At 71.1% G+C, this 20,431-nt stretch carries 20 protein-coding genes; 8 read left to right on the forward strand and 12 right to left on the reverse strand.

Features of this window, described 5'->3' with window-relative positions:
- Positions 1–7: 7 nt before the first annotated feature.
- From ACFVXE_RS09045 to ACFVXE_RS09070, 6 genes are all read left to right on the forward strand, one after another.
- Positions 8–319 carry an urease subunit beta gene (locus ACFVXE_RS09045; RefSeq protein WP_389670358.1) on the forward strand — a complete coding sequence of 104 codons (312 nt, stop codon included), beginning with the start codon at positions 8–10 and terminating at the stop codon, positions 317–319.
- On the forward strand, positions 312–2,033 hold the full coding sequence (locus ACFVXE_RS09050) for an urease subunit alpha (RefSeq protein ID WP_389670359.1): 1,722 nt from the start codon (positions 312–314) through the stop codon (positions 2,031–2,033). Before ACFVXE_RS09045 ends, ACFVXE_RS09050 begins: the two co-directional genes overlap by 8 nt.
- A gap of 13 nt (positions 2,034–2,046) precedes the next feature.
- The gene (locus tag ACFVXE_RS09055; protein ID WP_389670360.1) at positions 2,047–2,709 is read left to right on the forward strand and encodes an urease accessory protein UreF; all 663 of its coding nucleotides are present in this window, start codon (positions 2,047–2,049) and stop codon (positions 2,707–2,709) included.
- A 36-nt stretch (positions 2,710–2,745) separates the two neighbouring features.
- Complete coding sequence (ureG, locus tag ACFVXE_RS09060; protein WP_389670361.1) at positions 2,746–3,423, forward strand: urease accessory protein UreG; 678 nt, start codon at positions 2,746–2,748, stop codon at positions 3,421–3,423.
- Complete coding sequence (locus ACFVXE_RS09065) at positions 3,420–4,184, forward strand: urease accessory protein UreD (protein ID WP_389670362.1); 765 nt, start codon at positions 3,420–3,422, stop codon at positions 4,182–4,184. The genes ureG and ACFVXE_RS09065 overlap by 4 nt, the downstream gene beginning before the upstream one ends.
- A 169-nt stretch (positions 4,185–4,353) precedes the next feature.
- Positions 4,354–5,931: an alpha/beta hydrolase gene (locus tag ACFVXE_RS09070; RefSeq protein WP_389670363.1), complete on the forward strand. Its 1,578-nt coding sequence runs from the start codon at positions 4,354–4,356 to the stop codon at positions 5,929–5,931.
- 77 nt (positions 5,932–6,008) lie between these two features.
- Here the strand turns inward: ACFVXE_RS09070 and ACFVXE_RS09075 are convergent, their stop codons facing one another.
- From ACFVXE_RS09075 to ACFVXE_RS09125, 11 genes are all read right to left on the reverse strand, one after another.
- Complete coding sequence (locus ACFVXE_RS09075) at positions 6,009–7,067, reverse strand: NAD-dependent epimerase/dehydratase family protein (RefSeq protein ID WP_389670364.1); 1,059 nt, start codon at positions 7,065–7,067, stop codon at positions 6,009–6,011.
- A 65-nt stretch (positions 7,068–7,132) separates the two neighbouring features.
- On the reverse strand, positions 7,133–7,843 hold the full coding sequence (locus ACFVXE_RS09080) for a lysophospholipid acyltransferase family protein (RefSeq protein WP_389670365.1): 711 nt from the start codon (positions 7,841–7,843) through the stop codon (positions 7,133–7,135).
- Positions 7,844–8,147: 304 nt separating this feature from the next.
- Entirely contained in the window at positions 8,148–9,062 is a 915-nt protein-coding gene (locus ACFVXE_RS09085; protein ID WP_389670366.1) for an RNA polymerase sigma-70 factor, read from the reverse strand.
- Positions 9,059–9,991: an NAD-dependent epimerase/dehydratase family protein gene (locus tag ACFVXE_RS09090; RefSeq protein WP_389670367.1), complete on the reverse strand. Its 933-nt coding sequence runs from the start codon at positions 9,989–9,991 to the stop codon at positions 9,059–9,061. The genes ACFVXE_RS09085 and ACFVXE_RS09090 overlap by 4 nt, the downstream gene beginning before the upstream one ends.
- 128 nt (positions 9,992–10,119) lie before the next feature.
- A complete protein-coding gene (locus ACFVXE_RS09095; RefSeq protein WP_389670368.1) occupies positions 10,120–12,255 on the reverse strand; it encodes a SpoIIE family protein phosphatase in 2,136 nt (711 codons plus the stop codon).
- A gap of 311 nt (positions 12,256–12,566) precedes the next feature.
- Positions 12,567–12,761 (reverse strand): antitoxin, encoded by a 195-nt coding sequence (locus tag ACFVXE_RS09100; RefSeq protein WP_389670369.1) that lies wholly within the window; start codon positions 12,759–12,761, stop codon positions 12,567–12,569.
- Positions 12,762–13,028: 267 nt separating this feature from the next.
- Entirely contained in the window at positions 13,029–13,187 is a 159-nt protein-coding gene (locus ACFVXE_RS09105) for a hypothetical protein (RefSeq protein WP_389670370.1), read from the reverse strand.
- A gap of 66 nt (positions 13,188–13,253) precedes the next feature.
- Positions 13,254–14,204, reverse strand: a complete 951-nt coding sequence (locus tag ACFVXE_RS09110) for a cytochrome c oxidase assembly protein (protein WP_389670371.1) — start codon at positions 14,202–14,204, stop codon at positions 13,254–13,256.
- 111 nt (positions 14,205–14,315) lie between these two features.
- Positions 14,316–15,341 carry a 6-phosphofructokinase gene (locus ACFVXE_RS09115; RefSeq protein ID WP_389670372.1) on the reverse strand — a complete coding sequence of 342 codons (1,026 nt, stop codon included), beginning with the start codon at positions 15,339–15,341 and terminating at the stop codon, positions 14,316–14,318.
- A gap of 149 nt (positions 15,342–15,490) precedes the next feature.
- Complete coding sequence (locus ACFVXE_RS09120) at positions 15,491–16,219, reverse strand: type 1 glutamine amidotransferase (RefSeq protein WP_389670373.1); 729 nt, start codon at positions 16,217–16,219, stop codon at positions 15,491–15,493.
- Between the two features lie 34 nt (positions 16,220–16,253).
- Positions 16,254–17,492: a MurT ligase domain-containing protein gene (locus tag ACFVXE_RS09125; protein WP_389670374.1), complete on the reverse strand. Its 1,239-nt coding sequence runs from the start codon at positions 17,490–17,492 to the stop codon at positions 16,254–16,256.
- A 114-nt stretch (positions 17,493–17,606) separates the two neighbouring features.
- Between ACFVXE_RS09125 and def the strand changes: the two genes are divergently transcribed.
- The gene (gene def, locus ACFVXE_RS09130; RefSeq protein ID WP_389670375.1) at positions 17,607–18,152 is read left to right on the forward strand and encodes a peptide deformylase; all 546 of its coding nucleotides are present in this window, start codon (positions 17,607–17,609) and stop codon (positions 18,150–18,152) included.
- Positions 18,153–18,166: 14 nt separating this feature from the next.
- On the opposite strand, the gene ACFVXE_RS09135 is transcribed toward def, so the two are convergent.
- On the reverse strand, positions 18,167–18,817 hold the full coding sequence (locus ACFVXE_RS09135; protein WP_389670376.1) for a TetR family transcriptional regulator: 651 nt from the start codon (positions 18,815–18,817) through the stop codon (positions 18,167–18,169).
- Positions 18,818–19,001: 184 nt separating this feature from the next.
- On the opposite strand from ACFVXE_RS09135, the gene ACFVXE_RS09140 reads away from it, so the two are divergent.
- A complete protein-coding gene (locus tag ACFVXE_RS09140) occupies positions 19,002–20,231 on the forward strand; it encodes an acyl-CoA dehydrogenase family protein (protein WP_389670377.1) in 1,230 nt (409 codons plus the stop codon).
- Positions 20,232–20,431 lie beyond the last annotated feature (200 nt).

Consider the following 20,431-nt stretch of genomic DNA (forward strand, 5'->3'; position numbering starts at 1 on the left):
GCTGCCGATGATCCCGGGAGAGATCCTCCATGCGGACGGGCCCGTGCCGCTCAACGAGGGCCGCGCCGTCACCCGTCTGACCGTGCTGAACGCCGCCGACCGGCCCGTCCAGGTCGGCTCCCACTACCACTTCGCCGAAGCCAACCCCGGCCTGGAGTTCGACCGTCCGGCCGCGCACGGTCTGCGGCTGAACATCGCCGCAGGCACCGCGGTCCGCTTCGAACCCGGCATCCCCGTCGATGTCGAACTCGTGCCCCTCGCCGGACGGCGCGCCGTCCCAGGCCTGCGCGGCGAAACCGGAGGAGCCCTCGATGGCTGAACTCGACCGAGCCGTCTACGCCGACCTGTTCGGACCCACCACCGGCGACCGCATCCGGCTCGCCGACACCGATCTGCTCGTCGAGATCGAGGAGGACCGCTCCGGCGGCCCCGGACTCGCCGGCGACGAGGCGGTGTTCGGCGGCGGCAAGGTGATCCGGGAGTCGATGGGCCAGGCGTGCACCACGCGGGCCGAAGGCGCCCCGGACACGGTCGTCACCGGCGCCGTGATCATCGACCACTGGGGCATCGTCAAGGCGGACATCGGCATCCGCGACGGCCGCATCACCGGGATCGGCAAGGCAGGAAACCCGGACACGATGGACGGGGTCCACCCCGACCTGGTCATCGGCCCGGAGACCGAAATCATCGTGGGCAACGGCAAGTTCCTCACCGCCGGAGCCATCGACGCACACGTCCACTTCATCTCGCCGACCCTGATCGACCAGGCGCTCTCCTCCGGTATCACCACGCTCGTCGGCGGCGGCACCGGACCGGCCGAGGGCACCAAGGCCACCACCATCACTCCGGGCCCCTGGCACCTCGCCCGGATGTTCGCCGCGCTCGACGCCTACCCCGTCAACATCGGCCTGCTCGGCAAGGGCAACACGATGTCCCGCGAGGCCATGCACTCCCAACTGCGCGGCGGCGCACTCGGATTCAAGATCCATGAGGACTGGGGTGCCACCCCCGCCGTCATCGACGCGTGCCTGGGCGTCTGCGAGGAGACCGGCGCGCAGCTCGCCATCCACACGGACACCCTCAACGAGGCGGGATTCGTCGCGGACACCCTGGCCGCCATCGCCGGGCGCACCATCCACGCGTACCACACGGAGGGAGCCGGTGGCGGTCACGCACCCGACATCATCAGTGTGGTCTCGGAGCCGTACGTCCTGCCCAGCTCCACCAACCCGACCCGGCCGCACACCGTCAACACCATCGAGGAACACCTCGACATGCTGATGGTCTGCCACCACCTCAACCCCACCGTGCCGGAGGACCTGGCGTTCGCCGAGTCGCGGATCCGGCCGTCCACCATCGCGGCCGAGGACATCCTGCACGACCTGGGAGCGATCTCGATCATCTCCTCGGACTCCCAGGCCATGGGCCGGATCGGCGAGGTCGTCCTGCGTACCTGGCAGACCGCGCACGTGATGAAGAAACGTCGCGGGGCGCTGCCGGGCGACGGCCGGGCGGACAACCACCGAGTGCGTCGCTATGTCGCCAAATACACCATCAACCCCGCCGTCGCCCAGGGCCTCGACAAGGAGATCGGCTCCGTCGAGACCGGCAAGCTCGCCGACCTGGTGCTGTGGGACCCGGCGTTCTTCGGCGTCAAACCGCAGACCGTCATCAAGGGCGGTCAGATCGCCTACGCACAGATGGGTGACGCCAACGCCTCCATCCCCACCCCGCAGCCGATCCTGCCCCGCCCGATGTTCGGCGCCGTCGGCCGGGCGCCGGCCGCGAACTCGTTCAACTTCGTGGCGGGGGCGGCGATCGAGGACGGGTTGCCGGAACGCCTCGGACTCGGCAAACGGTTCGTGCCGATCACCAGCACCCGGGGGATCAGCAAGGCGGACATGCGGGAGAACGACGCGGTGCCGCGGGTCCAGGTCGATCCGGACAGCTTCGGCGTCACCATCGACGGCGAACCGGTCGAACCTGCTCCCGCCGCCGAACTCCCCATGGCCCAGCGTTACTTCCTCTTCTGAAACAGGCCATGTGATGAGCCGCGCAGCACTGCTCGTCCTCGCCGACGGCCGGTTCCCCGCCGGTGGGCACGCCCACTCAGGTGGCGTCGAACCGGCCGTCGCGGCAGGGCGCATCCGTAACGCCGAGGACCTGGCCGCCTTCTGCCGGGGCCGCCTGCACACCACCGGACTCACCGCCGCCGCACTTGCCGCGGCGGCGGCCCACGGCCTCGACCCGCTCGCACTCGACGAGGCCGCCGATGCCCGCACCCCGTCACCCGCGCTGCGCGCCGTCGCGCGCAAGCTCGGCCGTCAGCTGATGCGGGCGGCCCGCGCCACCTGGCCGAGTCCCGAACTGGCCGCGCTCGCCGAGGCCCGGCCGCGCGGCGCCCACCAGCCCGTCGTGTTCGGCCTCACCGCACGCGCGGCGGGCCTCGAACCCGAGGACGCGGCGCACTGCGTCGCGTACGAAGCGGTCAGCGGACCGGCCACCGCGGCGGTCCGGCTGCTCTCCCTGAATCCCTTCGAGGCCACCGCCGTCCTCGCCCGCCTAGCACCCGAACTCGACCGGGTCGCCGCACAGGCAGCCGCCGCCGTGCACCATGGCATCGAGGCGCTTCCCGCAGCCTCCGCGCCGCTGCTCGACATCACCGCCGAAGCGCACGCCGCCTGGCAGGTCCGCCTGTTCGCCTCGTAGGACCCACCCGCACCGCACCCTCCAGGAGTCGCACCCATGCACCTCGACCACTCCCACGACGGCCCGTCCGCCGTCAGTGCCGACGCGGCACGCCCCGACGGCACCCGCCGCGCCCTGCGCATCGGGCTCGGCGGACCGGTCGGCTCCGGGAAGACGGCGACCGTGGCCGCGCTCTGCCGTGCACTGCGCGACCAACTGTCCATCGCCGTCGTCACCAACGACATCTACACCCGCGAGGACGCCGCGTTCCTGCTGCGCAACGCCGTGCTGCCGCCCGAACGCATCCAGGCGGTCGAGACCGGCGCCTGCCCGCACACCGCCATCCGCGACGACATCTCCGCCAACCTCGAAGCCGTCGAGGACCTGGAGGACACCGTCGGTCCGCTCGATCTGATCCTTGTCGAGTCCGGCGGTGACAACCTCACCGCCACCTTCTCCAAGGGACTGGTCGACGCCCAGATCTTCGTCATCGACGTGGCGGGCGGCGACGACATCCCGCGCAAGGGCGGACCCGGCGTCTCCACCTCCGACCTGCTCGTGATCAACAAGACCGACCTCGCCCCGTACGTCGGCTCCGATCTGGACCGGATGGCCGTGGACGCCGCGAAGCAGCGCGGCGAACTCCCCGTCGCGTTCACCTCCCTCACCTCCGGTGAGGGTGTCAAGCCGGTGGCGGACTGGGTACGGGCGCAGCTCGCCGCCTGGACCGCATGAGTATCCGCGCGACCGCCCGGATCACCGCCGTCCCCGACGGCCGCGGCACCACGGCTCTCCCCGTTCTCGAGAGCGACGGGCCGCTGGCCCTGCGCCGGACCAGGGCCGCCACCGCCCCGTACGCCCGGGTCACCGTCGTCGGCGCGATGAGCGCGCCGCTGGGCGGGGACCGGCTGGCCATCGAGGCGCGGGTCGAGGACGGCGCCCGGCTGACCGTGGACTCCGCGGCAGCGACCGTGTCGCTGCCCGGACCCGGGCCGGCCGTCCAGCCGGCCACCTACGGCATCGAGTTGACGGTGGGGGAGGGGGCGGAGCTCAACTGGCTCCCCGAACAGCTCATTTCGGCGTGCGGTAGTGAGCTGCACATGACCACCAAGGTCGAACTCGCCGCAGGAGCAAGGCTGGTGCTGCGCGAGGAACAGATCCTGGGTCGCCACGGCGAGACCACCGGAACGCTCACGAGCCGCCTCACCGTCCACCGCGCCGGCCGCCCGCTGCTGGATCAGCACACGGCGTACGGCCCGGGGGCGCCCGGTGGCTGGGACGGTGGTGCCGTGCTCGGCGGCCACCGCGCGGTCGGCCAACTCCTGCTGGTGGATCCCTCATTCGACGAGAAGTGCCCCGAGACGAGGCTGCTGGGACCGACCGCCGTGCTCACCGGACTCGTCGGTCCTGCGGTGCTGGTGACCGCGGTGGCCCCCGACGCGCGCCTGCTTCGTGCCGTGCTGGACGGTGCGATGAGCGAGGTGCTGGGCGGCTGACGCACCTGCGCACCGCTCAGCGGGACACGGGTGTCCGGTTATCGATTCGGTAAAGAAGTGCACGGGCGGCCTGTTCTCAGGAACCCCACAGACGACAGGATCCCCGGGAGGTCCCGAATGTGAACTGCGCTGCTTCCTGCGGCGCTTCAGGCAATGGGGGAGGTTCCACTTGAGACGCACAGCAGTGCTCGGCTCGGCCGGCACTCTGATCGCGGGCACGCTCATAGCGGGCGCGATAGCCGCACCGACGGCTAGCGCCGACGGCCGCCACCACCGTGGTTCGGAGGCACGCGGCGTCCAGATCGCCGCCGCACGGGCGGCCCGCACCGGCATCGACTGGAAGGACTGCGCGGCCGACTGGGCCCTGCCCACTCCGATTCAGTGCGGCTGGGTGACCGTACCGCTCGACTACGCCCGGCCCGACGGCAAGCAGATCAAGCTCGCTGTCGACCGGCACGTCAGCACCGGCACGAAGCAGGAGCGACAGGGCGCGCTGATCTACAACCCGGGCGGCCCCGGCGGCTCCGGGCTGCGGTTCCCCACCCGGATCACCAACAACAACCCGCTGTGGACGAAGACCGCGAAGGCGTACGACTTCGTCGGCTTCGACCCCCGCGGCGTCGGCCACTCGGCACCGATCTCCTGCGTCGACCCGCAGGAGTTCGTGAAGGCCCCGAAGGCCGACCCGGTGCCCGACAGCGAGGCCGACAAGCGTGCCCAGCGCAAGCTCGCCGCCGAATACGCGGACGGCTGCGCCGAGCGCAGCGGCGAGATGCTGCCGCACATGACCACCCCGGACACCGCACGCGACCTGGACGTCATCCGCGCCGCGCTCGGTGAGAAGAAGCTCAACTACCTGGGCGTCTCCTACGGCACCTATCTGGGTGCGGTCTACGGCACGCTGTTCCCGGACCACGTCCGGCGCATGATCGTCGACAGTGTGGTCGACCCGGCGAAGGACAACATCTGGTACGAGGCCAACCTCAACCAGGACATCGCCTTCCAGAAGCGCTGGGACGACTGGAAGGCATGGGTCGCCAAGAACGACGCGGCCTTCCACATCGGCACCACGCCGGCCCAGGTCGAGCAGGAGTGGCTCAAGCTGCGCGCCTCGGCCAAGAAGAGCCCGATCGGTGGAGTGGTCGGACCCGCCGAGCTCATCGGCTTCTTCCAGAACGCGCCGTACTACGACTCCACCTGGGTGCTCGTCGCCCAGACCTGGAGCGACTACCGGGCGGGCGACACCCAGGCGCTCGTCGACGCGGCGGGCCCCGACATGTCGGACCTCGCGGGGAACGTGTCCTCGGAGAACAGCAATGCCGTGTACACGGCCGTCGAATGCGCGGATGCCAAGTGGCCCAGCAGTTGGCAGAAGTGGGACCGCGACAACACCCGGCTGCACAAGGACTACCCGTTCATGACCTGGGCCAACGCCTGGATGAACCTGCCCTGTGCGACCTGGCGGGCCAAGCAGCAGACCCCGGTGGAGGTCAGGACCGGCAAGGGTCTGCCGCCGGTGCTGATCGTGCAGTCCACACGTGACGCCGCCACTCCGTACGAGGGTGCCGTCGAGCTGCACAAGCGTTTCAAGGGCTCGCGTCTGATCACCGAGAAGGACGCCGGCTCGCACGGCGTCACGGGCCTGACCAACCCCTGCATCAACGACCGGGTGGACACCTACCTGCTCACCGGGCAGACCGACCGGCAGGACGTGACGTGCGCCCCGCACGCCACTCCGAAGCCGTGATCGGCTGAACGACGGGGACGGGCGGCCGGCCGAACATCACCGGCCGCCCGTCCCCGTACGGGCCCGTGCGCACGGGCCTACCGCGCCGACGTCCCCCGGTCGTACCGCTCCAGCCAGGCGTCCTCCGCCGCATAGTCGAACAGGCCCTCGCCGTAGGCACGCAGCATCGCCGGGAAGGCATCCCGCCAGTCCCGGCCGTCCAGCTGCCCGGCGAGCCACTCGACGGTCTCGGGCAGCGATTCCGCGTACCCCGTCACCGGCCGGTAGCCCAGCTCCTTCGCCGCGGCCGTCATGTCGTACACGATGGGGTGGGCGCTGCTCCACGGCGTCTCGCCCACCCCGCCCTCGGGAGGTGCTCCCGCCACCAGCACGGTCTCCGTCTCCCGGCCGAGCACACCGTCGATCGCCGATGCGATCTCCGCGACCGTGGGCGCCTGCGGATCGGCCGCGTTGAGGACTCGCGACCCGGGCTGCCGGGCGGCGAGCCGGATCAGCTCGGCCACGTTGGACACATGGACCGGGTGGAAGCGGCTCGTGCCGTTGTACGCGAGCACCCGGCGCCTGCGGCCGTCCAGCAGCCGCTTCACGAAGTACAGCTCGCGCGGGGACCGGCAGTGGCGGCCGTGGATCGCGCCGGCCCGCAGCAGCGTCACGGGCAGAGTGCCGCCCGCCGCCAGCAGGTCCTGCTCCAGCCGGATCTTCCGGGTCCCGTACGTCGCGTCGGCGGGCGCCACCGTCGCCTGCGTCTCCGGGATCGGCACCGGGTACAGCGGGGCGCCGTCCGGCTCGCCCTGCGTGTCGAAACTGCGGCCTCGATCGTCCTCGTACACCGCACCGCTGGAGATGACGACCGCCGAACCGATCCGGTCCGCGAGCCCGGTCAGCTGCCGGGCGTGCTGCTCGCCGTACGCGACCATGTCGATCAGCACGTCACAGCCGTCGCCGAGCGCCGTCGCCAGCGCGCCCGCCTCGTTCCGGTCGAGGGCGACCGACCGCACCCCGTCGGCCCACCGCTCGTCCCGGCCGCCGCCGCGTGAGGCCGCGGTCACCTCCCAGCCGTCCGTGGCCAGCGCCTGGACGGCCACCCGCCCGATCTGTCCGGTCGCCCCGACAACCCATGCGTGTCCATTGCTCATGGGCGGAACGCTAGGCGGCGCAAGGGGCGCCGGACCAGGGGAGTTCGCCGGCGGCGGATTCGCGGTCAGCGTCGCAGTTTCGGGAACTTCCGCGTCTTCTCGGACTGTTCGGCCTTCACCTTGGCCGCGTACTCGTCGACGTACTCCTGACCGGAGAGCCCGAGGATGGCGTACATGATCTCGTCGGTGACCGCACGGATCGCCGCCTTGCGATCCTCCATCCCGGCGTAGCGGGAGAAGTCCAGCGGCTCACCGAAGCGGATGGTGACCTGTTTGATGCGCGGGAACACCCTGCCGGGCGGCTGGATCTCGAACGTGCCGACCATCGCGCACGGCACCACCGGCACCTGCGCCGTGATCGCCATCACCGCGACACCGACCTTGCCCTTGTACAGCCGCCCGTCGTGCGAGCGTGTGCCCTCCGGGTAGATCCCGAGCAGCTCACCCCCGCTCAGCACGCCGAGCCCTTCGCGGATCGCGGCCCGCCCGGCGTCGATGCCGGACCGGTCGACCGGGATCTGCCCGGCGCTGCGGAAGAACGCCGCGGTCAGCCGCCCCTTCACACCGGGGCCGGTGAAGTACTCCGCCTTGGCGAGGAAGGTGATGCGCCGTTTGATGATCGCGGGCATCAGGAAATGGTCGGAGAACGACAGATGGTTGCCTGCGACGATGGCCGCGCCGTCCGCCGGGATGTTCTCCAGGCCCTCGATCCTGGGCCGGAAGAGCAATCGCAGCAGTGGGCCCAGAATGACGTATTTGAGCACGTAGTAGAACACGGTGTCTCTCCCAGCGTTACCGAGTCGGCTCGATGGCCGCGTTCCGGGCGGGTCATGGCGTGAATGTGCCCAGTCAGCCGGTCCGCATGTCCGAACGGCCGAAGCCGGGTCCGATCGGGCCCGGGCCGGATCCCCGCCGACTCGCGTGACGGCCCGTCAGGTCCATGTCCCGTGGCCCGGCGCTCCCGGTCTGCTGAGCTGACCGATGGTAGCCCGGGCCGTTGCCGGGGGTGCGGGTGGTGGCCGTGCCCGGCCCGGCCCCACAGGTCCTGGAGCCCGGCCGGCTGCTCGGTCGACCGTCGGCTCAGGGGGCGGCCTGGTCCGCCTCGCGCACGACCGCCCAGACGTCCGCCACCGGGCCCATGTGCCGGAGCTTCTCCGGGTTGATCACCGTGCGGATCGTCTGGATCCGCCCGTCGAGGATGTCGAGCGCCAAGGCGTTGAGGACCTTGCCGTCGCGGTCGCGGATGACCGCGCCCGGCTGGCCGTTCACCTCGCGCGGCTCCACGACGCCGCCGATCCGGACGAACGGCGGGACGAGCACGGAGAGCACCCGGGCCACGTTCTCGGCGCCGAGGATGCGGGTGGCCAGTTGCGGGGTCTTGCCGCCGCCGTCACCGGCCATGTGGACGTCGGCTGCGAGCAGTTCCCGCAGCCCGTCGACGTCCCCTTCCTTCAGCGCGTCGAAGAACCGCCCGGCGAGTGCCTCGCGCTCGCGCCGGTCGGCCTCGAACCGCGGCCGGCCCGCGTCCATGTGGCGGCGCGCCCGTACCACCAGCTGCCGGCACGCAGCCTCCGAGCGGCCCACGGCCGATGCGACGTCGGGGAAGCCGAACCCGAACACCTCCCGCAGCACGAAGACCGCCCGCTCCAACGGGCTGAGCCGCTCCAGCAACAGCAGGGCCGCCATCGACAACGAGTCGGCCAGCTCCGCCGACCGCTCCGGGTCCTGGTAGGGGTCGGCCAGCAGCGGCTCGGGAAACCACGGTCCGACGTACTCCTCCCGCCGGACACGGGCCGAACGCAGCACGTCGATCGAGATCCGGGTGACCACGGCGGAGAGGAAGGCCTTGGCCGAGGCGGGGCGCCCCGGGGAGGCGTTCCAGCGCAGCCAGGTCTCCTGGACCGCGTCCTCGGCCTCGCTCACGCTGCTCAGGAGCCGGTAGGCGATCGAGAACAGCAGCGGCCGCAACTCTTGGAACTCCTCGGTCCGGTTCACGCGAGCTCCGCCTCGAAGCCCTGTCGCCACGAGGGGTAGCGGGGCTCCCAGCCGAGCTCCCGCTTGGCCTTGGCGTTGGAGAAGCCGCGCCCCTCCGTCATCATCACCACCGCCTGTTCCCCGGCCAGCAACCGGGCCAGCCAGATGGGCACCCGCATCGGCCGCCTCGCCCCCGCACACGCCGCCAGGTGAGGCAGCCACTCGCTCGCCGGAGCCGGTTCGTCGTCGACGATGTTGAACACGCCCTTCGCCTTCTGCTCCACGGCAAGCACGGTGGCGCCGGCCGCGTCGTCGAGATGCACCCACGAGCTGTAGCCGTTGGCGCGTCCGACGAGCGGGTACTGCCGCTTGCGCACCAACGTGACCTGGTCGTCGATGGCGCCCGGCCCGTAGAACGCGCCGTACCGCAGGACGGCGCCGCCCGCCCGGAGGACCACGTCCTCGACGTGGTGCATCGCCTCCATCCCCGCCTGCGCCGCCGTCCCCGTCATCAGGTCCAGCGGGTCCTCCTCGGTCTTCACCCACCCACCCTCACGGATGCCGTTCCAACTGGCGTAGCCCTGCGCGACGACATGGGACACGCCGGTCGCCTCGGCCGCGGCCGCCAGGTGATCCGTCCCTTCGGTGCGCAGCCTGTTGGTGACGGCGAACCAGCGGTCCGGATGTTTGATGTCAGGCTTGCCGGCGTGCGCCATGGAGATCGCGGTCATCTGGTGCACGATCACATCCGGCCGCGCACCGGCGACCGCCTCGCCGACCGACGCCGCGTCCAGCCCGTCCATCACGACCGCTTCGGCGCCCAGCCGCTCCAGCAGGGACAGCTTGGCCGCGCTCGTCGTCGTGGCCGTCACCCGGTGGCCCCTGGCCACGAGTTGCGGTACCAGCCGCTGTCCCAGGACCCCGCTCCCGCCCGCCACGAAAACCCGCATGATCGTCACCTTCCTGCCGCAGACCCGGTCTCTGTCACCTTTGACGAGACAGCCCCGCCGCCTGTGACACGACACGGGACGGAAGCCCGTCGCGGGGACATCCGGGGACATCCGCCGGACGGGACGTCTCAGACGCAGGAGCGCCGCGGGTTGACGAGGAGGAGCGCGATGTCGTCGTTGCCTGCCGCGGACCGCTTCGCGTAGGCGACCAGCGTGTCCGCGAGCGCCTCCATGGTCAGGCCGCGGGAGGCACCGACCACCTCGGCGAGGCAGGCCGTGGCGTCGTCGAGGTCGATGCCGGGTGACTCGACGAGGCCGTCGGTGTACAGGGCGAGCACGGCGCCGACGGGCAGCTCGATCTCGGTGTCCGGGTAGCCGGCGCAGGGATCGATGCCGAGCAGCAGGCCGGGAGACAGATCGAGGACATGGGTACGCCCGTCGGGACAGCTCAGGACCGGCGGAGGGTGACCGGCGGTGGCCAGCTGGGCGCGCTCGTTCGCCAGGTCCAGGTGCGCGTAGAGGCAACTGGCGAACAGGCCCGGATTGAGGTCGGTGAGGAGACGGTTGGTCCGGGCCAGGACGTCTCCGGGCGGTGCGCCCGCCGAGGCGTGCACCGCCGCTCGGACCTGCCCCATGAGGGCGGCCGCATTGACGTTGTGGCCCTGGACGTCGCCGATGGTCGCGGCGACCGTCGTGTCGTCGATGCGGATCAGGTCGTAGAAGTCACCGCCGATGGCCACGTGGCGGGCGGCCGGAAGATAGCGGGCGGCCACGTCCAGGCCGGGGATGCCGGGCAGGGCGTGCGGCAGCAGGGCGGCCTGCAGACTGTGGGCCAGCTGGTGCGTGGCGTCGTACAGGCGCGCACGGTCGTAGGCCTGGCCGATCAGCCCGGCGAGCGAGACGAGGACGGTGCGGTCCTGCGCGGTGAACGGATGCGGCCGGTCGTAGGCGAGGACCAGCGAGCCGATGATGTCTCCGGAGGCGATGAGCGGCAGCATGGCCCAGGCGGACATCCCGTCCATGGTGGTGGCGGAAGGATAGGCCCGCTTCAGTTCCTCGAAGCTGGCGAAGAAGCTGGGAACACCGGTCTCCAGAATGCGCACGGCAGCGGTGCCCGCGCTCATCGGTGTTCCGTCGAACCGGGCGATGAGCTCGGCGTCGTAACCGCGGTAACCGAGTATCCGCAGCCGGCCTTCCTCCTCCGTCATGAGCGCGAGCGCCTGCGCACCGAAGGCGGGTACGAGCTGGTCGGCGGCCTGTGTCACCACGTCCTGCACGGCGACGGCCTCGGTGAGCGTGGCCGCGAGATGCATCAGGTGGTAGAGCGAGGCGGCCCGGCCGAGCGATGCGGACGGAGCCGGACTCCGCGGCGCGGGAGTGGCCGGCACGGGGTCGGTGCCGGCCGAGGTGATGCGCACGCTGATGCCGCTCGCGTCCGGGTAGAGCTGGAAGGACAACCAGTGGTCGGGCGGGCGCAGCGCGATGAACGAGGTGGGCCGGTGGCTCACCGCGGCGGCGCGGTAGCGGTCTTCGAAGACGGGGTCGTCCAGCCACGGGAGCGCCTGCCACGGCAGGAGGCCCAGCAGGCTTTTGCCGTCGGCACCGACCAGCTCGGCGGCGTCCGGGCTGACGAAGACGATCCGGCCCTCCGGGTCGAGCGCGCAGCATCCGCCGGGCAGGCGGTCGATGAATTCCGCGGCCGCGAGCGCTTCCATCGGTCCGGGGACACGGCCGCGGGGGTGGGCCAGGACCCGAGGCAGTGCTCCGGCGGACAGCGGACTGCCGGCGTCCACGGCGTCCTCCAGTTCCAGGCACAGCCGCCGGGAGAACGCGTGGACGGCATCACGCTCGTGTGCCGTGAGCGCCGGTGGATGCGACCCGGGCCACAGCAGTACGACGCCGCCCCATCGCGTGGCTTCGCTGGAGAGCGGGAGCGCGGCGAGCACGAAGTCGTACGGCAGCACGAGCGCGAGGCGCGGGTATGTCTGTGCCACTTCCTGCTGGCTGCCGAGCCAGATCATGCGCTGCTCGCGCACGCAGTGGGCCACGGGGATGGGATCCGACAGCGCAACCCGCGCCCACGGCGCGGCGATCTCGTGGGAAACACCGGTGACCGACGCCAGCCGCAGCGTCCTTTCCCCCGGCGGCATCAGATAGATCATGGCCACCGAGGCACCGGTCTCCCGTACGACCCGCGCGAGTGCGGGGTCCAATGGTTCCGGGCCCGAGCCCTTCCCGTCGGCAGGCCCGGCGGGCTTCTGCACGGCCTCACTCTCCCTCCGCGGCGGCGGACGGAGCTGCCCGCGTCATACGGCGGGGCGGAGCCGTCGCCTCATCGCGCCGGGGTGCCACCGCCACCGGGCGTCTGCACGGAGCCCTCCGCCTTCCGGCGCCGCGGGCACCGGGTCTGCGGCCGCCCGCGCGGTGCGCCCCGAGAGCCACCGGGATCCGGGAGCCGCGCACCCATGACGCCGCAATGACGGCCGGCGCGCCGCCGCCTGATCAGGGCGTTCGCCGCCAGAAGCTCCTCCTCGCTGCTGCGAACGCCGGCGGCGGCCCACGGCCGACGGCTCGGTCAGGCCTGGGGAGGCGGGGTCTGGTCCCGGTCCGTACCGAACTGGTCCTTGAGCTTGTCCTGTCCGCTGTCGACCTGTCCGCGGTACTTGCCCTGCGTCCTGCTGTCGATGGTGTCCCCGGCCTTGTCGATGCCCTTACCTGCCTGGCTCTCGTGGCCCTTCATCATCTGCTTGATCTTGTCCATCATGGACATGGCTCCTCCTAGGAGTTCGTCCCACCTCTCCAGGGTCACCACTCCTCGCCCGGTTCGCATCTGCGCGGGCCGCGCGCGGCCCTTGGCGCCGGTGTGGAGGGGCCGGGGCCGTCTCCGCGAGCCCGGGCAGCGGAAGGACACCGGGCGGCCCCAGCAGGAGAGGGCGCCCGGTGCGGGGCGTGAGTGCGTGCCCGGCGGTTGCACGGCCGGTGGCGGCCGCGGTCCGTCGGAGGGTCCGGGGCATCAGCCCGGCGGGTGCTTCCCGGATCAGGTGTCGCGGGTGGCGACCATCCCGAGGGTGATCAGCCCGAGCACCACCCAGCCGAACCAGAGCCAGCCGTTGCTCCCCAGGGCCACCGTGTAGGCGGTGACCGCCACCAGGGCCCCGACGGTGAGCATCCCCATCGCCTTCGTGGATCCGGACATGCGCGCACCCTCCTCAACGGCCGCGCGGCCGTGGACCCCATCGTCACCCGGAAGGCGTCTCCACCGCTACTGTCCGCGCGCCTGCAACGAGGCGAGGTAGGCGTTGTACGCCTTCAGCTCCTGGTCGCCGTCGCGGTCGGCGGCGCGGTCCGCGCGCTTCGCCGTCCGCTGCTCGGAGCGGTACCACTGGAAGACCAGCGCGATCAGCACCAGCACCGACGGGATCTCGCTGAACGCCCAGGCGATGCCGCCCGCCCAGCTCTGGTCGCTCAGCGCGTCGACACCCAGCGAGGCCGGGGGGGTCTTGTACGTCTCCACCATCGGCGTGGTCGCCATCATCAGCGCGATGCCGAAGAACGCGTGGAACGGCATGCCGGCGAAGAGCTCCAGCATGCGCATCACATAACCGGGCCGGTGCGGTCCGGGGTCGACGCCCATGATCGGCCAGAAGAAGACCAGGCCGACGGCGAGGAAGTGCACCATCATCGCGAGATGCCCGGTCCGCGATCCCATCAGGAAGTCGAAGATCGGAGTGAAGTACAGCGCGTACAGGCTGGCGATGAAGAGCGGGATGGTGAACATCGGATGCGTGATGATCTTCATGTACCGGCTGTGCAGCAGCATGAGCAGCAGCTCACGCGGTCCCGTACGGCCTCGGCCCGCGACCGGCAGCGCGCGCAGCGCCAGGGTCACGGGGGCTCCCAGGAGCAGCAGGATCGGCGACAGCATGCTGATCACCATGTGCTGCACCATGTGGGCACTGAACATGACCATGCCGTAGTCGTTGAGCTTCGTGCACATCACCAGCGCGATGCTCAGCACGCCGACGGTGAAGAAGACGATCCGGTTGACCGGCCAGCCGTCCCCGCGTCTGCGCAGCCGCAGCACCGCGTACCCGTACAGGCCGAGCGCGAGGACGCATCCGATCAGGAAGACAGGGTCTGCGGAGAACTGGAGCCCACGTCCCAGCGTGAACGGCGGCAGATCCATGTTCATGCCGTGCCCGCTGTGATCCATCTGTTCACTCCCGATGGGGACGTCCCCGTTTGGGGCGGGTGGCCCCCACATGTGTTCACCCCCCCCGGCCCGCAGCTGCGGCCGGGGGCGGTTCTCAGGTGCGGGTGTTGCTCAGAGCACGCACTCGGCCTCGGCGTACCGCTCGGCCGGGACCGTTTTGAGGGTCTCCACCGCCTGGGCCAGCGGCACCATGGTGATCTCCGTACCACGCAGCGCCGTCATCATGCCGAACTCGCCGCGGTGCGCCGCCTCGACCGCGTGCCAGCCGAACCGGGTCGCGAGGACCCGGTCGTACGCGGTGGGCGTGCCGCCGCGCTGGACATGACCGAGTATCACCGGGCGTGCCTCCTTGCCCAGGCGCTGCTCCAGCTCGATGGAGAGCTGAGTGGCCACCCCGGCGAACCGCTCGTGACCGTAGACGTCCTTGGTGCCCTGCTCGAACTCCATGGAGCCGACGCGCGGCTTGGCGCCCTCGGCGACCACGACGATCGCGAACTTCTTGCCTGCCGAGAAACGCTTGCCGACCAGCTCGGTCAGCTCGTCCATGTCGAACGGACGCTCCGGCACGACGATGGCGTGCGCGCCCGCCGCCATGCCCGAGTGCAGGGCGATCCACCCGGTGTGACGTCCCATGACCTCGACGATCAGGACCCGCTGGTGCGACTCAGCGGTGGTCTTCAGCCGGTCGAGGGCATCGGTGGCGACGCCGACCGCCGTGTCGAAGCCGAAGGTCACGTCGGTCGACGCGATGTCGTTGTCGATGGTCTTCGGCACGCCGACGATCGGAAGGCCCGCCTCGGAGAGCAGATGGGCCGCCTTCAGGGTGCCCTCGCCGCCGATCGGGATGATGGCGTCGAGACCGAGATCGGCGACATGGCCCCTGGCCTGCTCCACGCCGCCGCGCAGGTGTGCGGGCTGGACGCGTGAGGAGCCGAGGATCGTGCCGCCGCGGGCGAGAATGCCGCCGACCGCGTCGAGGTCGAGCTTGCGGTAGTCGCACTCCAGGAGGCCCTTCCACCCGTCGTGGAAGCCGATGACCTCGTCGCCGTGGTCGACCACCGCGCGGTGCACGACGGAACGGATGACGGCATTGAGGCCGGGGCAGTCGCCGCCGGAGGTGAGCACACCAATACGCATTGCCCGGGAAACCTTTGCAACGTGGGCCGACGACCGGACCACGTCGTCCGGTTGGATCCCCGCCACCCTACCGGCGCAGGGTGGCGGGACCGAACCAGGCGTCCGCCTGATGGACTCCGCTCAGTTGAGCGAAATGTGCGTCATGCGGGTCATGCAGGCTGGGTCGCCGAGGCGATGCGCTCCGCGCGCAGTGCTTCGTACCAGCGATCGTCCGTCGGCGGCAGGGCGTTGACGTCGAGAGCCAGTTTCAGGAGCAGGTCCGCGATCTGCGGGTTACGGGCCATCACGGGCCCGTGCATGTACGTACCGAAGACCGTGTCGTTGTACGCGCCCTCGGTTCCGTCACCCGTGCCGTTGCCCCGGCCGAGCTGCACCCGGGCGAACGGGCGTGCCGTCGGACCCAGATGCGTGACGCCCTGGTGGTTCTCGAATCCGGTCAGCGGCGGCAGGCCGAGGTGCGGATCGATGTCCGCCAGTACGTCACCCACGCAGCGGGCACCCTCGCCGCGCGTGGAGACCACGTCGAGCAGGCCGAGACCGGGCTCGCGCTCGCCGAGGTCGTTGATGAACTCATGGCCGAGGATCTGGTAGCCGGCGCAGACCGAGAAGATGATCGCGCCGTTGGACGCGGCCCGGCTGAGGCCGCCGTCACGGCGCAGCCGCTCGGCGGCGAGCCGCTGCGGCCGGTCCTCGCCGCCGCCGATCAGGTAGATGTCGCCGGACGTCGGGATGGGCTGGTCGCTGCGCACGTCGACGCGCTGCACATCGAGACCGCGCTGCCGCGCGCGCCGCTCCACCACCAGGGCGTTGCCCTGGTCGCCGTAGGTGCTCAGCAGGTCGGGGTAGACCCAGACCAGACGCAGACCGTTGTTGCTCATGCTTCGTCCTCTCCGGAGGTGGCCGGGGCCGGGGTCAGTTGCCGACACGACGGCGCAGATCCTGGAAGGCGGTGTAGTTGGCGATGACCTCGATGCGTCCGGGCGGGGCCTGCTGCACGGCCTCGTCCAGGTTCTCGCAGACCCGGAAGTCGAGCCCGGCCACTTCGAGGCGGACCGCGAGGTCCAGCTTCCGGTCGCCGAGCACGAAGATCGGGTGGCCGGCGAGCTGGGTGTAGTCGACGTCCCACAGCCAGGAGGTGTCGGTGCCGTCCGCGCCACGGGCGTTGACGGACAGGATCACCGGCGTAGGCGGCGGGTCGATCAGCGAGAACGTCTCGAGCCAGCCCGCCGGGTTCTTGGCCAGCAGGAGCCGCAGCTCTCGACCGAGGAAGGTCACCACGTCGTACCGGCCCGCGACGGCCTGCACCTGGTACATGCGCTCCAGGGCGACCTGCGGCGGCACGCCGAAGACGGCGGCGACGGCGGCCGAGGTCGCGGCGTTCGCCTTGTTCGCGCGGCCGGGCAGCTGCAGGTGGATCGGCCAGGCCGAACCGTGCGGGTCCAGCACGTAGTCGCCGTGCAGAACCCAGCTCGGCGCCGGACGGCGGAATCCGCACTCGCCGCAGAACCAGTCGTCGCCGGGTCGCTGCATCACACCGCCGCAGGACGGACAGGACCAGGCGTCGTCCTTCCACGCCTGGCCGGCCGCCACCCACACCACGTTGGGGGAGGAGGACGCAGCCCAGACGATCAGCGGGTCGTCGGCGTTGGCGACGACCACGGCCTTCGAGCCGGACAGCCCCTCACGCCACTTCTCTGCCAGCATCCGGGTCTCCGCGGCGCGGTCCAGCTGGTCGCGCGAGAGGTTGAGCAGCGCGATCACCTTGGGCGTCGTGTCCCGCGCGACGCCCGCGAGGTACTTCTCGTCGACCTCGATCACGCCGTACCGCGCGTCCGAGCCGCCGGCCAGCGCCGAGGTGATGCCCGCGGGCATGTTGGCGCCGAGCGCGTTCGACACGACCGGGCCCGCGGCTCGCAGTGCCTCGGCGATCAGCCGGGTCGTCGTGGTCTTGCCGTTCGTCGCCGACACGAGGATCACGTCCAGGTGCTGCGCCAGCCGCCCCAGCAGGTCGGGGTCGAGCTTGAGCGCCACCCGGCCGCCGATCACCGATCCGCTGCCGCGCCCCGCAGCGCGCGACACCGCCGCCGCGGCCTTGCCCGCCGTCACCGCCAGCTTGGCCCGCGGCGACAACGGCTCCGTGTTGCCTGCCATCGTCCTAGATCCTCCTTGCATCGGTCCGCGCCCAGCCTATCGATGTCCGGCGCGGCGACCGCACCGCGGCACCACCAGGAAGGTGGAGGTCACGTGGAACGTACGATTGCCGCCATGCGAAACCGCCCGATCCCCGGCAGTTCCGGGCTCGTCCGTGCCATGAGTCTGCTCGGTGACCCGGTGCTCCACGCCGCCTGCGAGGACGTCACCGACTTCGGGCCCTCGCTCGCCCGGTTGGTCGAGGACATGTTCGCCACGATGTACGCGGCGAACGGTGTCGGACTCGCCGCCAACCAGATCGGTGTGCCGCTGCGGGTGTTCGTCTACGACTGTCCGGACGACGACGAGGTCCGTCACCTCGGGCACGTCGTCAATCCGAGACTCGTCGAGGCGGACGGCGTCACCGTACGCGGACCGGAGGGGTGTCTCTCGCTTCCCAGTCTGGAAGCGGGCACGCCGCGCTACGACCATGCCGTGGTGGAGGGACTGACGGCCGACCGGAAGCCGGTGCGGATCGACGGCACCGGCTGGTTCGCGCGCTGTCTGCAGCACGAGTGCGACCACCTCGAAGGCACCGTCTACACCGACCGGCTGACCGGGCTCCGCCGGGCGAGGGCGCTGCGTGCGGCCCGCCGGGCACCGTGGGGCCGCACCGGCTGAGCGCCCGCGCACCGTCAGAAGCCGGGGCCGCCCGGCCGGTCGCCGGCGCCGGCCAGCCTGCCCCACAGCAGGTCGGCGAGGCTGCGCACCAACTGGGCGCGTGAACAGGGACGTTCCCCCAGCCACCAGTCGCCCGCCGCATGCATCATTCCGACGATGCCATGGCCCCAGATGCGGGCCATCTCCGCACTGTCCGGGCCCAGGTCCACCCGCTCGGCGATCACCGTCGCGAGCTCCTCGCCGAGGCGGCGCAGCAGCGGGGCCGAGTGCCGCCCGACGTCGAAGCCCTGCTCGGGCGAGGGCGCCGCGTCGTCGGACGGGTGCATCAGGAAGCGGTAGACCTGCGGGCGCGCCTCGATCGCCGCCAGATAGGTGTCGAGTGTCGCCTCGACCCGCCGACGGCGCTCGGCGGGGGCGTCGAGGGCGGCTCGCAACGCGCTCAGCAGGGCGTCGGTGTGGCGCTGGGCGAGCGCGCGGTAGAGACCGCCCTTGTCACCGAAGTGCCGGTAGAGAATGGGCTTGGTGATTCCGGCCTCCGCGGCGATGGCGTTCATGGAGGCCTTGGGGCCGTCCCTGAGCACCACGCGGTCGGCGGCCTCGAGGAGCTCCCGGCGGCGCTGCTCGGACGCGGTCCGCTGTCGCTCGGCCTGTCGTGTGGTCTCCATGTCGCCTCTCCCACCCCTGGCCGTGCAGTTGGCCATGCAATTCCGTTACGCCTGCGCAACGTAACACCCTGCCCAGCGGTGGTGCCGATCGGAGCCTGACTGGTTGACAGAGGCTACTTGTCAGTAACAGACTGCCGTTACCGCAAGTAACGACGGTTTTTCACGGCAGTGCATGGAGGGGAACATGGCCGAGTTCACGCTCGATCTCAATGACGACCAGAAGCAGGTCCGTGACTGGCTTCACGGCTTCGCCGCGGATGTGATCCGTCCGGCCGCTTCGGAGTGGGACGAGCGTGAGGAGACCCCCTGGCCGGTCATCCAGGAGGCGGCCAAGATCGGCATCTACTCCCTCGACTTCTACGCCCAGCAGTTCTTCGACCCGACGGGGCTCGGCATCCCGATGGCGATGGAGGAGCTGTTCTGGGGCGACGCGGGCATCGCCCTCTCCATCGTGGGTACCGGCCTGGCCGCCGTCGGCGTCCTCGCCAACGGCACCGAGGAGCAGATCGGCACCTGGATCCCGCAGATGTACGGCGACGCGAACGATGTGAAGGTCGCCGCCTTCTGCTCCTCGGAGCCGGACGCGGGCTCGGACGTCGCGTCGATGCGGACCCGCGCGGTGTACGACCAGGCCAAGGACGAGTGGGTGCTCAACGGCACCAAGACCTGGGCGACCAACGGCGGCATCGCCAACGTCCATGTCGTCGTCGCCGTGGTCGACCCGGAGCTCGGCTCCAAGGGGCATGCCTCCTTCATCGTGCCGCCCGACACCCCCGGGCTCTCGCAGGGCCAGAAGTTCAAGAAGCACGGCATCCGGGCCTCGCACACGGCGGAGGTCGTCCTGGAGGACGTGCGGATCCCGGGGCACTGCCTGCTCGGCGGCAAGGAGAAGCTGGACCAGCGGATGGCGCGGGCCCGTGAGCGCGCCGCCCGGCCCGGCGGCGAGCGGGTCAAGAACGCGGCGATGGCCACGTTCGAGGCGTCCCGGCCCGCGGTCGGCGCGATGGCGGTCGGCACCGCACGCGCCGCGTACGAGGTCGCGCTCGACTACGCGAAGACGCGCACCCAGTTCGGCCGGCCGATCATCGACAACCAGGGTGTCGCCTTCCAGCTCGCCGACATGCGGACGCAGATCGACGCGGCCCGGCTGCTGGTGTGGCGCGCCTCCTGGATGGCGACCGCCGGGAAGCCGTTCGAGTCCGCCGAGGGCTCCATGTCCAAGCTGTACGCGAGCGAGACGGCGAAGAAGGTCACCGCGCAGGCGATCCAGATCCTCGGCGGCAACGGGTTCACCCGCGAGTACCCGGTGGAGCGGATGCACCGGGACGCGGCGATCTACACCATCTTCGAGGGCACGAGCGAGATCCAGCGGCTGGTGATCGCGCGCACGCTGTCGGGCATGCCGATCCGCTAGCGCCTCGGTCCGGATCGGGCCGGACCTCCGCGAGCCCGGCGTGATCCGGACGTGAGGCCCTGGCGCGGAGGTGCGGGCGGGCGCCCGGGGTTTTCGGCGCCCCCCCGCGACCCCCCGACCGGAGCGGCCCCGCGGGGGGCGCCCGGCAGGCGGCCCCCCGTGCCCCGAGCGCCCCCCCCCCCACCCGGGCCGCCCGCGCC

It is taken from the genome of Streptomyces sp. NPDC058231, assembly GCF_042882275.1.
Classification (GTDB): domain Bacteria; phylum Actinomycetota; class Actinomycetes; order Streptomycetales; family Streptomycetaceae; genus Streptomyces.

Coding starts and splice junctions, on each gene's coding strand:
- ACFVXE_RS09120 (WP_389670373.1), bottom strand. CDS start 16,219: ATGAGCAACAACGGTCTGCGTCTGGTCTGGGTCTACCCCGACCTGCTG.
- ACFVXE_RS09090 (WP_389670367.1), bottom strand. CDS start 9,991: ATGCGGGTTTTCGTGGCGGGCGGGAGCGGGGTCCTGGGACAGCGGCTG.
- ureG (WP_389670361.1), top strand. CDS start 2,746: ATGCACCTCGACCACTCCCACGACGGCCCGTCCGCCGTCAGTGCCGAC.
- ACFVXE_RS09045 (WP_389670358.1), top strand. CDS start 8: ATGATCCCGGGAGAGATCCTCCATGCGGACGGGCCCGTGCCGCTCAAC.
- ACFVXE_RS09110 (WP_389670371.1), bottom strand. CDS start 14,204: ATGGATCACAGCGGGCACGGCATGAACATGGATCTGCCGCCGTTCACG.
- ACFVXE_RS09055 (WP_389670360.1), top strand. CDS start 2,047: ATGAGCCGCGCAGCACTGCTCGTCCTCGCCGACGGCCGGTTCCCCGCC.
- ACFVXE_RS09065 (WP_389670362.1), top strand. CDS start 3,420: ATGAGTATCCGCGCGACCGCCCGGATCACCGCCGTCCCCGACGGCCGC.
- ACFVXE_RS09115 (WP_389670372.1), bottom strand. CDS start 15,341: ATGCGTATTGGTGTGCTCACCTCCGGCGGCGACTGCCCCGGCCTCAAT.
- ACFVXE_RS09140 (WP_389670377.1), top strand. CDS start 19,002: ATGGCCGAGTTCACGCTCGATCTCAATGACGACCAGAAGCAGGTCCGT.
- ACFVXE_RS09100 (WP_389670369.1), bottom strand. CDS start 12,761: ATGTCCATGATGGACAAGATCAAGCAGATGATGAAGGGCCACGAGAGC.
- ACFVXE_RS09075 (WP_389670364.1), bottom strand. CDS start 7,067: ATGAGCAATGGACACGCATGGGTTGTCGGGGCGACCGGACAGATCGGG.
- ACFVXE_RS09125 (WP_389670374.1), bottom strand. CDS start 17,492: ATGGCAGGCAACACGGAGCCGTTGTCGCCGCGGGCCAAGCTGGCGGTG.
- ACFVXE_RS09105 (WP_389670370.1), bottom strand. CDS start 13,187: ATGTCCGGATCCACGAAGGCGATGGGGATGCTCACCGTCGGGGCCCTG.
- ACFVXE_RS09135 (WP_389670376.1), bottom strand. CDS start 18,817: ATGGAGACCACACGACAGGCCGAGCGACAGCGGACCGCGTCCGAGCAG.
- ACFVXE_RS09050 (WP_389670359.1), top strand. CDS start 312: ATGGCTGAACTCGACCGAGCCGTCTACGCCGACCTGTTCGGACCCACC.
- def (WP_389670375.1), top strand. CDS start 17,607: ATGCGAAACCGCCCGATCCCCGGCAGTTCCGGGCTCGTCCGTGCCATG.